The sequence below is a fragment of the Stenotrophomonas sp. S4 genome, assembly GCF_054187805.2.
The window spans coordinates 3248297-3260874 of the sequence record NZ_CM196188.1; the positions used below are offsets into that span (position 1 = coordinate 3248297).

A 12578-nucleotide genomic window follows, 5' to 3' on the forward strand; every position below is an offset into this window, starting at 1 on the left:
TCCGGCAGGGCCCGCCGGCTGGCGGGCACGGCGCAATCTTAGTGCGCCGATGCCCGCAGCGGGTGAAGCCGGGGCCGCTCAGATGCCGCGCACCAGGCGGAAGCCGATGCGCGCGTTGGTGGTATCCGAATCCTGCGATTGCCGCCAGGCCGCACGGGTCTGCTCGGGCGCGTTGGCCCAGTTGCCACCCCGGATCACCCGTGACCGGCAGCCCGGGTTGAACCAGGCGACACCATCGGAGGGCGCACGCCGGTAGCTGGCATGCCAGCAGTCGGCCACCCATTCACTGAGATTGCCGGCCATGTCGTGCAGGCCGAAGGCATTTGCCTGGAAACTGGCCACCGGTGCCGGTCCCCACCAGCCATCGCCATAGCCGATGAAGGCGTTGTGCCAGTGCCGTCCCGAAGGCGAAACATCCTTGCTGCCGGTGAAGTTGCCGGTGCCGGGCGGCGGCGTGCCGGCGTCGCCCCATGGATAGCGGCCGCTGCTGCCAGCGCGCAGCGCATATTCGAATTCGGCCTCGCTGGGCAGCCGGTAGCTGCGTCCTGTCTGCTCGGACAGCCACGCCGCGTAGTTTTCGGCATCACGCACGCTCACATGCATCACCGGCGAATTGCCCAGTGCGCGCGCGCCATCGTAGTCGGAACGCCAGTCCACACCGCTGCGGCGGATGAAATTGCCGCTGCGCTCGTCATACACCACCGAGTGGCCGCGCCGGGTTGCCCGCGGCCGCGCATTGGTCGACTTCACATAGCGCTCGAAATCGCCGACGGTGACCTCGGTGATCGCCATCGCAAACCCGCGGTCGAAGCGCACGTAATGCGAGGGCCGCTCGGCGTCGGTGGCACCGGGCTCGGCATCACCCGCGCCCATCTGGAAGCCGCCATGCGGCACCACCACCATCTGCGGACCGCGCCCACCATCGCGCATCGCGTCGCTGAACACCTGCCCGGGACGGAAGCTGCCGTAATGCGTGGCCAGGTCGATGCGTTCGCGCAACTGGGCCACCACCGCGTCCCCGGGCAAGGCGATGCGCAGGGCCTCGGCCAGCTTTTCGCGCGCCGGCTTCAGGCCCTGCGGCGTGGCCAGCTCGCGCAGGCCATCGTCGCGCAGCTGCAGCAGCGCCGCCGCGCGGATCTGTTCGATGCGTTCGAAGGCATCGGCAATGGTCGGTGACGAGTCGCGGACCTTGCTGGCTTCGGCCAGCCAGGTGCCGGCGCTGGCGAAGTCACGCACCCGCGCTGCGTCCTCGGCACGGCGGATCAGGCCACTCTCGGCCGCCGCCAGGCCCTGCCGTGCCCGGCTGCTGTGTTCATCCAGGGCCAGCGCTTCACGGAAGTTGCCGATCGCACCGTCACCGTCCTCACCGATCCGCCCCGAACGCAGGTCTTCCTCGCCGGCCCGGTTGTACGCCACCACGCGCTGGGCAAGCTCCACCCGGCCCTGCAGCGCGCGCACCTTGTCATCCTTCGGCGCCAGGGTCAGCAATACCAGCGCCTGGCGGCTGGCCTCGGCCAGCGCCTCGCGCTGCTGCAGCGGCCGGACCAGCAGGGCATCGGCCTGCTGCTGCAGGCGCTGGCGTGCACGCTGCAGGCCGTTGCGGGCCTGCCGGTCATCCGGGTCTTCCTCCTGCACCGCCAGCCACAGCGGAACCGCCGCGTCGGCGTCTTCGTACAGGTGCCCTTCGCTGAACGCCTTCTCGGCCGCGCGACGCAGCTGGGCCAGGCTGCGTCCCTGCCGATCGACCCGCGGTGGTGTCCACCGCTGCACATCCTCGGCGGCATCCTCACCGGCAATGGTGACGCTGCCCTGCCCCGCCTCCGGCGTCGCGTCCGCCTGCGAACCTTCCTGCGGCCGTGCGTCTTCGCCAGCAGCCGGACCCGGCTCCGGCGTCGCCGAGGGCGAAGGCGTGCAGCCGGCCAGGGCCACGGCCAGGGCGGTGCACAGCGCGGACGACAGCGGAAAACGCAAGCAGGATCTCCTTCAGCACGGATGCGGACCGACGTTAGGCTATTCTCCCCTGCCTGAGCAAACCCGAGTAGTAGGCCCTGACCCGTGGCAACCTGGATCACCACCCCCGCCGAGCTGGATGCATACTTCCAGCAGCGCCCGGCCCGCATCGGCCTGGACACCGAATTCATCCGTGAACGCACCTTCTGGCCGCAGCTGGCCCTGGTGCAGATGGCGGTCGGGCAGGACATCCTGCTGATCGATCCGCTGATTCCCGGCATGACCGAGGCCCTGGCGCCCTGGCTGGCCGATGAATCGATCATCAAGGTGATGCACAGCGCCAGCGAAGACCTGGTCGCCTTCAAGTGGGCCTGCGGCGTGCTGCCACGACCGCTGTTCGACACCCAGATCGGCGCCTCGCTGGCCGGCATCGGTGGCGGCATGGGCTACCAGAAGCTGGTTGCGGAAATCACCGGCGTGGCACTGGCCAAGGGCGAAACCCGCTCGGACTGGATGCGCCGTCCACTCTCGGAGTCGCAGCTGCAGTACGCCGCCGACGACGTCGAGCACCTGTTCGCGCTGCACGACGCCATCGATGCCAGGCTGCAGGCGTTGGGCCGCCAGCAGTGGCTGCACGACGACGGCGAGCGCCTGCTGGCCAGCGTTGCCAACGACGAAGACCGTTGGCCGCACCTGGCGATGCGCTCGGCGCAGTTCCTCGATGCCGCCGCACAGCACCGCCTGCTGCGCCTGCTGCGTTGGCGCGATGTGCAGGCGCGCAGCAGCGACCGCCCGCGCAGCTGGATCCTGGACAACGAACTGGCCGCCACGCTGGCACGCACGCCACCGGCCGATGCCGCCGCACTGGGCAAGCTGTTCGAACAGTTCCCGAAGGCTCCGCGAAAGCTCGCGGGCGCTGTGTGGCAGGCGCTGGATACGCCGCTGGCCGATGAGGCCGAGGCACCGCTGGCGCTGCCGGCCAACGACAGCAACAAACAGGCACTGAAGAAGCTGCAGGACGCCGTCGCCGAGCGCAGCCGCGAACTGGGCCTGCCGGACGGCGTGTTGGCCTCGCGCAAGCATCTGGAAAGCTATCTGGAACGCCGCCAGTGGCCGGCCGCACTTTCCGGCTGGCGCCAGCAGGAGCTGGAGTCGCGGCTGCAGGCGCTGCTGCCGGCGGTCTGATATCACCGGGCGCCGGGGCATTGCCTCGGCCGCCGTGGCATCGGAATGAGCATCTGCCACGCTTGCCGACACGGGCGCGGGCCTGTCCAATAGCGGCCCCGCTACTGTTGGATGGCTTCAGATGACAAATGGAATTGCGAAGGACGGTCTCTCCGTCGAGGACCTGGCCTGGCGCACGCAGGCGCGCACCGCGCTGCAGGAACACAACCATGCAGCGCTGGATGCACTGCTGGCGCCCCACGAGCAAGCCTGGCTGGACGGGGCGCGGACGCTGCCCGGCATCCGCTGGCGCCTGCGCAACGTGCAGGACAAGGCCCTGACCCTGGATGAGCGCCTGCAGCAGGCACAGCGCTGGGTCGCCGCCGCACCACACAGCTACTACGCCTGGCTGCGCCTGGGTGCGTGCTGGCAGGACGCTGCCAGCGAACTGCGCAGCGCCGACGTGGCCGCGCTGGTGGAGGACAGCCAATGGCTGGCCGCGCAGCTGGCCAGCGACCACGCCGTGTACGCCTACCTGCAGGCGATCCCGCTGTCGTCGCGGCCGGCACTGGCGCTGGATGGCATCAAGCGCATCACCAGCTACCTGCGCGAGCCGAACTGGCTGCTCGCGCTGCAGGCCGGGCAGCCAGCGCAGTCCGACGAGGCCGCATTGGCTGAACACTATCCGCAGGCGTGGCCGCAGGCACTGCAGCTTCTGTCGCGCTTCGGTGCACCGCTGCAGGAACTGCCCGACAGCCTGCCACCGCTGCTGCGCGGCCGCAGCCAGGACGACTTCGATGCGCCGCTGGCGTACTGGATGCGCCTGGTGCTGGAACAGCGCCCCGACGACCTGAGCACGCTGGAAGACACCCTGTACTTCCTGTACCCGCGCTGGGGCGGCAGCCACGAGGCAATGGAAGACTTCATCGAAGGCAGCTGGTGCCGCGGCCTCGATCTGGCGCAGAGCAATGCACTGCGCTGGCGCAAGGCACAGGACTGGCTGGCCGAGTCGCCACAGCGCGATGACAGCGAAACCGTAGCCGCGCAGGAGCGCGCATACGCACAGATTCTCGACTGGCACCTGGACCGCAACCTGCGCGCGGAGGTGCTGACCCAGCGTGCCGGGCTGCGCTATCGGCTCGGCCGCATCGAAGAGGCCGAAGACGACGTGCAGTGGGATGCGCAGCACATGCAGGCGGTGTTCGAGGACCTGCAGCAGGCCTGGGCACTGGACCGCGACATGGTCCTGCACGAAGGCCTCAGCAATCTCGAAGCCTGCACCTGGTTTGCCCACGTCGATGGTGCCGAAGCGCTGTTCGCCCAGGTGGTGGACTACGCCGCGCGCGAGGGCGATTCGGCGATCGGCCTGCTCTGGGCCGCGACGGCCATCGAGCATGGGCTGCTTGGCCAGAAAGCCGATCCGGTACGCGCTGCGCCCTTGCTGCAGCGCGCATTGAAGCTTGCGCAGCAGGACAACACCTCTGCGGTCACCTTCGCGGCCAACCTGTTCTGTGATGTCTCGCAGGCTGCCGGCCTGTCGCTGCTGCAGCGCATGGCTGAAGCGGGCGATGCAGGCGCAATGTCCGCACTGTGCGACCTGTACAAGGGCCGCCTCGGTGGCCGTGACCAGCCGCAGTTCGTTGATGCAGGGAAGGCCGCGTACTGGCAGGAGCGTGCGGTGGAGGGCGGCGACCTGATCGCCACCTACAACCTCGGCGTACGCCTGGTCGCTGCCGGTGGCGCAGAGAATGAAGCACGTGCGCGCGAGCTGTACCTGCGCTGCCTGGATGAAGCCGAGGCCGGTGAACGCGTATGGGGTCCGACCTGCCGCAACCTGGCCTGCCTGGCACTGGATGGCCAGAACGATGCGCACAAGCGCGAAGCGGTCGAGCGCGCGTTGATCCCACTGTGGTGGCGCGGCGATGACGACGACAAGGTGTGGGCCGCCGGCTACCTGGCCGACATCTACCACGCCGGCAACGGCGTGCCGGCCAATGCATTCCTCGCCCTGACCTGGCTGCAGCGTGCCAGCGAGATCGATCCGGAGTACGTGGACGTGGTGCGCATGGCGCCGCTGATCAACGGCGAGGGTCGCTGGTTCGGTGCCAGTCGCGCACGCAAGCAGCAGGAACAGGACCGCCAGCAGGTGGACAGTGCGACCTGGGCCCTGACCTTCGGCCAGCGCAGCCAGGATAGCGACCTCACCGCGGTCTGAAGCAACGAAAAGGGCGGCCCGTTAATCCGGGCCGCCCTTTGCATTCCAGCAGCGCGATGGCGGGACGACCCGCCACCGCGACAGCGCATTACCAGTTCATGTTCAGCGAGACACCGACGGTGCGCGGCTCGTTGTAGACCGCGGCCATGTAGTTCTCGATCACACCCTTGAGGTTCTTCTCGTTGGTGATGTTGCGCGCGAACAGCGCCACTTCGTAGGCACCGTAGTTGCCCGAGTAGCCGATCTTCAGGCCGCCCTCGAAGTCACCCTTGGAGTTGAACTCCTTGCTGTCGTACAGCACGAAGCTGGTGTAACCCTGCTTGTTCCAGTCGGTGGAGACGAACATGGTGCCGGCGTCGCTGACCGGGAAGTCGTAGCGGGCCGCCAGGTTGACGTTGTACTTCGGCGCGTTCGGCAGCGGGTTGCCGTCGATCTGGGCGAAGGTGTTGGCACCGACCTTGATGGTCGGGTCATTCACGGTGCACACCACCTGGCCGTTGAGGCCGCAGACCTGCGCATACACGCGCTTGTCCTTGATCTCGCTGTGCAGCAGGCTCAGGCCGGCGCTCAGGGTCAGGTTCGGGATCGGGCGCAGTTCCATGTCTGCTTCGAAACCGTAGGCCTTGGCCTTGTCAGCGTTGAACAGCACGCCATTGCCGTCCGAATCGTTGCCGTTGAGCTGGATGTCGTTGACGGTGTAGGTGAACGCGGTGGCGTTCAGGCGCAGGCGGTTGTCCCACAGGCTGCTCTTCACGCCCGCTTCCCAGGACAGGATGGTCTCGGAATCAGCGGTGGTGAAGTCGGCATTGAACACCGCCGAACGGCCCTGGATGGTCGGGCCGCGGAAGCCGCGTGCGACCTTGGCGTAGACGCTCACGTCCGGCGTGATCTGATACATCGCGCTCAGATCCCAGCTCGGGGTGGTGTCGGACATCTTGACGTCGGTGCGGCCCTTGTAGGTGACCACGCCAGCGGCAGTGTCAGCCGTCTTCAGCAGGCGGGTGTGCTTCTCGTCCTTGGTCTGGCGCAGGCCGGCGGTGACGGTGAACTTGTCGGTGAAGGCGTAGCTCAGCTGGCCGAAACCGGCCCACGAGGTGTTCTTGTTGCGCAGGCGCACCCAGTTGTTCGGGTTGCGGGCCGCGCCCTGCAGGAACCAGGCGCGCTGGTAGAAGTCGGTGGTGTCGCTGCCGTTGAAGTAGAACGCACCGGCCTGCCACTGCAGGGCGCTGTCGTCATGGCTGGCCAGGCGGAACTCCTGGGTCCACTGGTCCAGATCACGGATGCGGCCCATCGACTGGCCGTAGCCATTCGGCACGCCATTCACTGGGAAGTTCACCGCAGCCCCGCCGTCGGTGTCGCCACGGCTGTAGCCGGAGGTGGTTTCGTAGGCGGTGATCGAGGTGAAGTCGATCGCGCCGAAGTCGTAGCGCGCCTTCACCGAACCGCCGTAGGTCTTGTAGGCCTGCGGGTTGTTGTCGGCTTCGTCGTAGGCGACCTTGTCGCGCGGCACGTCGGTCTTGTTCGAGCCCTTGGTCAGCGCACCGCGCAGGAACAGGGTCGAGGTGCCTTCGTAGTCACGGGCATGGGCCGAGGCCAGGATAGAGAACTGGTCGCTCGGGGTCAGCAGCAGCTGCGCGCGCACGTTGCGGTCATCGAAGCCGCCCATGGCGTTCTTCTTCGGGCTGACGGTGCCGTCAGCACTCGGGCCCTTGTAGGTGTTGTCGACGTAGTCGTCGCGGTGCTGGTACAGGGCCGACACGCGGAACGAGGCGATGTCGTTGATCGGGCCACCGAAGCCGCCGTCGATCGACACGCTGTTGTAGGTCGCGTAGCTGGCGCTGACGCGGCCGGTGTAGTCCTGGGTCGGCTTCAGGGTGTCGAACTTGATGATGCCGGCGGTGGTGTTGCGGCCGAACAGCGAGCCCTGCGGGCCGCGCAGCACTTCCACCTGGTCCACGTCATAGACCGGGTTGGACTTCAGTACCACGTGTTCCAGCACCACGTCGTCCTGGATGATCGACACTGGCTGCGAGGCACCCAGGTAGAAATCGATGTTGCCCAGGCCGCGGATGTAGAAGCGCGGGAAGATGCGGCCGGTGGTGGTTTCCGCATACAGGCTCGGCACGCGGCCGGACAGCGCCAGCAGGGTGTCGTCGCCGCCGGCGGTGAAGTCGCGCATGCGCTCGCCCTGCACCACGCCGACCGAGACCGGCACTTCCTGCAGGTTCTGCTCGCGGTGCTCGGCGGTCACGGTGATGGTGTCCAGCCCGGTCGGGGTCGGCGCGCTGTCCTGCGCGGCGGCGCCGAAGCTGCCGACCAGGGCCAGGCCAGCACAGGCCAGGGCCAGCGGGTGGCGGCGGAAGGAAACGAAGGAAGACGACATACCCGACAGGCGGCGGGAATCGGAATGGGAGGGCATGGAATGCTCTGAGGAGGCGTCCGTGCGGCCTGCGCGAGCCGGGCGGCAAATAGGAGGAATACTGCGCAAGCGGCCATTATCCCCCAAATTGTTACGATTTCGTTGCGCGGCGCCCACGCCCGGTGAAACAGGCGGTTTCGGCACAGTCAGCCAGCATCGCCTGGGGGTCAGATCCGTTTCCCAAGGGGAAACGGATCTGACCCCGGATCTCAGGGCAACGGGGTCAGCGCGATATCGACCATCGCCAGCAGCCGCTCACGGCTGATGCCATCGCGGGCCTGTACCGAAATGCCGTGCAGCAGCGTGGCGAAGTGATCGCCCAGCGCCTGCACCGCCGCGTCGTCGGCCAGCTCACCCTGGGCCTGCGCCTGCTGCAGGCGCGCGATGATCGCCGCCGTGCGCTGGCGACGATGGCTGGCCAGCCAGCCCCGAACGCCCTCGCCGTCGGGCGAGACGCTGCTGGCCGAGGACACCACCAGGCAACCGTGCGGGCGCCCGCGCCGGGTGTAGGTCAGCACCGCGTCACGCAGCATCGACCCGATCGCCTCGCGCAGCGTGGCCTGCTCCAGCGCGCGCGGCGCGAAGCCGCCTTCGCCTTCCTCGTACAGCGCAACGGCTTCGCGGAACAACTGCTCCTTGCTGCCGAACGCGGCGTAGATGCGTGCAGAGGCGATGCCCAGTGCTTCGACCAGTGCCGACATCGACGTGCCTTCATATCCGTGCTGCCAGAACAGCAGCATTGCCTTGCGCAATGCCTGGTCCCTGTCGAATTCGCGCGGTCGCCCTGCCATCTGCCTGCCTGCTCCAGTGAGACGCGCAGTGTAACGCGGGTGTTGACCACCACGAGGGTCGCGCCTATTCTTTGTCGACCGACAAACAAGTGGAGAAACACATGCAGACCCTCAAGGGCCCCAGCCTGCACCTCGCGCAGTTCGCCGGCGACCAGGCGCCGTTCAACAGCCTCGCCGGCATCGCCGCGTGGGCCGCCGGCCATGGCTTCAAGGCCCTGCAGATTCCCGCATGGGATGCACGCCTGTTCGACCTGGCCACCGCCGCCGACAGTCAGGACTACTGCGACGACCTCCGCGGCACACTGGCCGAGCACGGCCTGCAGGTCAGCGAACTGACCACCCACATCCTCGGCCAGCTGGTGGCCGTGCATCCGGCCTACGACGAACTCTGCGATGGCTTCGCCCCGGAAGCACTGCGCGGCAATCCGAAGGCCCGCAGCGAATGGGCGCAGCAGCAGCTGCACCTGGCCGCCCGCGCGTCACGCCGTCTCGGCCTGCACGACATGGGCACGTTCTCTGGCTCGTTCGCGTGGCCTTACCTGTTCCCGTTCCCGCAGCGCCCACCGGGCCTGATCGATGCGGCCTTCGATGAACTGGCACGGCGCTGGCGGCCCATCCTCGATACCTGCGAGGACAACGGCATCAACCTCTGCTACGAGATCCATCCCAGCGAAGACCTGCATGACGGCACCAGCTTCGAGCGCTTCTTCGAGCGCGTCGGCCAGCACGAACGATGCCGCATCCTGTTCGATCCCAGCCACTTCGTGCTGCAGCAGCTGGACTACCTGGAGTACCTGGACATCTACCATCCGCTGATCCGCATGTTCCACGTCAAGGACGCGGAGTTCCGCCCCAGCGGCCGCCAAGGCATCTATGGCGGGTATGCCGACTGGACCGAGCGCGCCGGCCGCTTCCGCTCGCTGGGCGACGGCCAGGTCGACTTCAAGTCGATCTTCTCCAAGCTGGCCCAGTACGACTACCAGGGCTGGGCGACGCTGGAATGGGAGTGCTGCCTGAAGGACCAGGAAGCCGGCGCGCGCGAAGGTGCCGCGTTCATCCGCGACCACATCATCCCGGTCACCGACAAGATTTTCGACGACTTCGCCGGTGCTCCCATCAGCACCGCACAGATGCAGCAGATGCTCGGCATCGCCTGAGCCCCAACGGAGCATTCCTCCATGACCACTTCACTTTCCGCTGGCGCTGCCGGCGACGCTTCGCTGCGCCACCACTACCTGCGCATCGATGGCCAGCGCGTGCATTGCGTGTCCGCGGGCCACGGTGAACCCGTACTGCTGATTCCCGGCTGGCCGCAGACCTGGTACGCCTGGCGCCACGTGCTGCACGCCCTGGCCGAGGCCGGCTTCGAAGCGATTGCCGTGGATCCGCCGGGCATCGGCGAATCCGATCGCCCCGCCCACGGCTACGACACCGGCAGCGCCGCCGCCGTGCTGCACCGGACCATGCTGGCGCTGGGCCACGACCGCTACCAGGTGGTCGGCCATGACATCGGCATGTGGATCGCCTATGCACTGGCCAGCGACCAGCCGCAGGCGGTGCGCCAGCTGGCCGTCACCGAAGCAGTGATTCCCGGCCTGGCGCCGGAACCCGGCATCTTTGCTGCACCGGCCGACAACATCTTCCTCTGGCACTTCATGTTCAACCAGGTGGCCGATCTGCCTGAGGCACTGATCAGTGGCCGCGAACGCGCCTACCTGGAATTCATGTTCGACCGCTGGTCATACCGACGCGATGCAGTGGCCGCCGATACCTACATCGCCGCCTACAGCCGCCCCGGTGCGCTGAGGGCGGGCTTCGCCTGGTACCGTGCGATTCCGGAAACGATCCGCCAGAACAAGCTGCGCGCGCAGCGCCGGCTGCCGATGCCGGTGCTGGCGATCGGCGCCGAGCACGCCACCGGCGATGCGCCGATGCTGACCCTGCAGCCGCATGCCGATGATGTCCGCGGCAGCATCGTGCCGGGTTGCGGCCACTTCATCATGGAAGAAGCGCCGCAGGCGTTCCTCGCGCAGCTGCTGCCGTTCCTCCGGGAGGTCCGCCATGCAGCTTGAACCTGCGCTGCAGCAGTTCGTCGACGCCGTCGCGGCCCATCCGCTGCCGGAGGACCTGCGCGAACTGCGGGCGATCAGCGAGAGCGCGCTGCCACAGTTGCAGGGTGCGCCGCAGCCGGTTGCACATGTGATCGAACACACGGTGATCGCAGGCGACGGGCAGGCGCTGGACATCCGCCTTTACACACCGGAAGGATTGCCCGACGAACGAGCGCCGGCCCTGCTGTTCGCCCACGGTGGCGGGTGGTTCCAGTGCTCGCTGGCGGTGTATGACGGCCCCTGCCGTGCGCTGGCCAATGCCAGTGGCTGCGTGATTGTCGCCGTGGGCTACCGGCTGGCGCCGGAACACCCGTTCCCGGTTCCACTGCATGACGTCGCCGACGCCTGGCAGTGGTTGCAGGCCAATGCGGATCGCCTCGACCTGGACCCACAGCGCCTGGCAATCGGTGGCGACAGCGCCGGTGGCAATCTCGCCGCCGCCTGCTGCCTGCTGCTGCGCGAACGGGGCCTGCCGCAGCCGCGCCACCAGCTGCTGCTGTACCCGGCACTGGATGCCGGCATGGGCAGCGATTCCTACCGCGACTACGCCACTGGCTACTATCTCAGCGCCGAACTGATGCAGCGCTGCTGGCAGGCCTATCTGGGTGGTCGGGATCAGCCGCCGGCACTGGCCTCGCCCGCCCACGCAACCAACCTGCAGGCGCTGGCGCCAGCCACCATCCTCAGCTGCGAGTACGATCCGCTGCGCGACGAGGCCGAGCGGTACGCGCACCGCCTGCAGGCTGCGGGTGTCGACTGCACGCTGGAGCGGCTGTCCGGAATGATCCACGCCTGCATCCACCTGCAGGGAGTGGCCACTTCCACCGGCATGGCGGTACAGCGCGCCGGCGCCCTGCTGCGCCAGGCCCTGGCCTGAACCGGCTGGGGACGGCGGCAGATGCACGCCTGCCGCCGCCCCGGCCCGGCGCTTGGCAAGCCCGGCGGGCAGCGCTACACTGAAGCCCTGCCGTGGGGCCATAGCTCAGCTGGGAGAGCGCGTCGTTCGCAATGACGAGGTCAGGAGTTCGATCCTCCTTGGCTCCACCACTATTCAGAAGAACCCGTAGATCTCCATGATCTGCGGGTTTTTCTTTTCCGGTTTCCGCCTCAGGCCGGCTCCTCACCGCCGTCCTTGCGCCGTGGGCTCCGTGAGTGCGCATCACGCACCTGTTGATCGCGCTGACCTGGCCGCTGCCTGGCCACGTCGTCCTGCTTCCTGTCCTGGCGGCTTTCCTGCACCCCCTGCTTCGGATCACCCTGGTCGTTGTCTCGCTCACTCATCGAATACTCCTTCGCCGGTGGAGTCCGACGCTGACGCCACGCTAGAACGCAACGGGTAAGCCGCAGGTCAGTCCGGCGCGAACACGGTGTGCAGCCAGCGGCTTGCAGCCATCGATGAGGTACATCCAGAATCCGATGCAAACCGCATATCGGTACGCCATGCCCTCAACGTCCAAGCGCGTCGCATCATTCGTGCCGATGAACTTCAATCCGACCGACGGCAGCATCCAGCTTGGCAACCTGCCGGCACTGATCTGCCCCACCCTCTCGCAGGACGAGGCGCGCATCGCCTTCGCCACGCTGATGCATGGCGAGCGCGATGTCGGCACCGGCTACCACTGGCTCAGCCTGCACCGGCTCAGCCTGGGCGGTGCGCCTGCCGGCATCAGCCTGTGCTTCCACGGGCAACGGCTCGACATGGTGACGATGAGCGTCGATCTACCCGGTGCAACACTGGAAGACGGCTGGCCGACCCAGGCCGCGATCGATGCCGAAGTCGCCTTCATGCGCCGCACGCTGGGTGCGGCGCTGGGTTACAGGCTGGCCGGTGGCCACGCCCGCTTAGGCTGGGGCGAGGCCTGGGCCCGGTTCGACCCGAAAGGCTTCATGGCCAGCAGCGGCATCCGCTACGCGCCACGCACGTGACC

At 67.7% G+C, this 12578-nt stretch carries 10 protein-coding genes and 1 tRNA gene; 7 read left to right on the top strand and 4 right to left on the bottom strand.

Annotation, left to right across the window (positions count from 1 at the left end):
- Positions 1 to 78 precede the first annotated feature (78 nt).
- Positions 79 to 1971 carry a formylglycine-generating enzyme family protein gene (locus ACUZUJ_RS15270; RefSeq protein WP_458220643.1) on the bottom strand — a complete coding sequence of 631 codons (1893 nt, stop codon included), beginning with the start codon at positions 1969 to 1971 and terminating at the stop codon, positions 79 to 81.
- 84 nt (positions 1972 to 2055) lie between these two features.
- On the opposite strand from ACUZUJ_RS15270, the gene rnd reads away from it, so the two are divergent.
- A complete protein-coding gene (gene rnd / locus ACUZUJ_RS15275) occupies positions 2056 to 3135 on the top strand; it encodes a ribonuclease D (protein WP_014037892.1) in 1080 nt (359 codons plus the stop codon).
- 121 nt (positions 3136 to 3256) lie between these two features.
- Entirely contained in the window at positions 3257 to 5329 is a 2073-nt protein-coding gene (locus tag ACUZUJ_RS15280; RefSeq protein WP_458220644.1) for a DUF4034 domain-containing protein, read from the top strand.
- 88 nt (positions 5330 to 5417) lie between these two features.
- Here ACUZUJ_RS15280 and ACUZUJ_RS15285 read toward each other — a convergent pair whose 3' ends face one another.
- Entirely contained in the window at positions 5418 to 7748 is a 2331-nt protein-coding gene (locus ACUZUJ_RS15285) for a TonB-dependent receptor (RefSeq protein WP_119006549.1), read from the bottom strand.
- A 209-nt stretch (positions 7749 to 7957) separates the two neighbouring features.
- A complete protein-coding gene (locus tag ACUZUJ_RS15290) occupies positions 7958 to 8539 on the bottom strand; it encodes a TetR/AcrR family transcriptional regulator (protein WP_458220645.1) in 582 nt (193 codons plus the stop codon).
- 101 nt (positions 8540 to 8640) lie between these two features.
- Here ACUZUJ_RS15290 and ACUZUJ_RS15295 point away from each other — a divergent pair, with 101 nt between their 5' ends.
- From ACUZUJ_RS15295 to ACUZUJ_RS15310, 4 genes are all read left to right on the top strand, one after another.
- Positions 8641 to 9696 carry a sugar phosphate isomerase/epimerase family protein gene (locus tag ACUZUJ_RS15295; RefSeq protein ID WP_458220646.1) on the top strand — a complete coding sequence of 352 codons (1056 nt, stop codon included), beginning with the start codon at positions 8641 to 8643 and terminating at the stop codon, positions 9694 to 9696.
- Between the two features lie 21 nt (positions 9697 to 9717).
- On the top strand, positions 9718 to 10611 hold the full coding sequence (locus ACUZUJ_RS15300) for an alpha/beta fold hydrolase (RefSeq protein ID WP_458220647.1): 894 nt from the start codon (positions 9718 to 9720) through the stop codon (positions 10609 to 10611).
- Positions 10601 to 11527 carry an alpha/beta hydrolase gene (locus ACUZUJ_RS15305; protein WP_458220648.1) on the top strand — a complete coding sequence of 309 codons (927 nt, stop codon included), beginning with the start codon at positions 10601 to 10603 and terminating at the stop codon, positions 11525 to 11527. The genes ACUZUJ_RS15300 and ACUZUJ_RS15305 overlap by 11 nt, the downstream gene beginning before the upstream one ends.
- Before the next feature lie 94 nt (positions 11528 to 11621).
- Positions 11622 to 11697, top strand: a tRNA-Ala gene (locus tag ACUZUJ_RS15310).
- 60 nt (positions 11698 to 11757) lie between these two features.
- On the opposite strand, the gene ACUZUJ_RS15315 is transcribed toward ACUZUJ_RS15310, so the two are convergent.
- Entirely contained in the window at positions 11758 to 11931 is a 174-nt protein-coding gene (locus ACUZUJ_RS15315) for a hypothetical protein (protein WP_014037899.1), read from the bottom strand.
- A 198-nt stretch (positions 11932 to 12129) separates the two neighbouring features.
- Between ACUZUJ_RS15315 and ACUZUJ_RS15320 the strand changes: the two genes are divergently transcribed.
- Positions 12130 to 12576, top strand: coding sequence for a hypothetical protein (locus ACUZUJ_RS15320; RefSeq protein ID WP_458220649.1), 447 nt, complete (start codon positions 12130 to 12132; stop codon positions 12574 to 12576).
- Positions 12577 to 12578 lie beyond the last annotated feature (2 nt).

Coding starts and splice junctions, on each gene's coding strand:
- ACUZUJ_RS15300 (WP_458220647.1), top strand. CDS start 9,718: ATGACCACTTCACTTTCCGCTGGCGCTGCCGGCGACGCTTCGCTGCGC.
- ACUZUJ_RS15295 (WP_458220646.1), top strand. CDS start 8,641: ATGCAGACCCTCAAGGGCCCCAGCCTGCACCTCGCGCAGTTCGCCGGC.
- ACUZUJ_RS15305 (WP_458220648.1), top strand. CDS start 10,601: ATGCAGCTTGAACCTGCGCTGCAGCAGTTCGTCGACGCCGTCGCGGCC.
- ACUZUJ_RS15320 (WP_458220649.1), top strand. CDS start 12,130: ATGAACTTCAATCCGACCGACGGCAGCATCCAGCTTGGCAACCTGCCG.
- ACUZUJ_RS15280 (WP_458220644.1), top strand. CDS start 3,257: ATGACAAATGGAATTGCGAAGGACGGTCTCTCCGTCGAGGACCTGGCC.
- ACUZUJ_RS15285 (WP_119006549.1), bottom strand. CDS start 7,748: ATGCCCTCCCATTCCGATTCCCGCCGCCTGTCGGGTATGTCGTCTTCC.
- ACUZUJ_RS15290 (WP_458220645.1), bottom strand. CDS start 8,539: ATGGCAGGGCGACCGCGCGAATTCGACAGGGACCAGGCATTGCGCAAG.
- ACUZUJ_RS15315 (WP_014037899.1), bottom strand. CDS start 11,931: ATGAGTGAGCGAGACAACGACCAGGGTGATCCGAAGCAGGGGGTGCAG.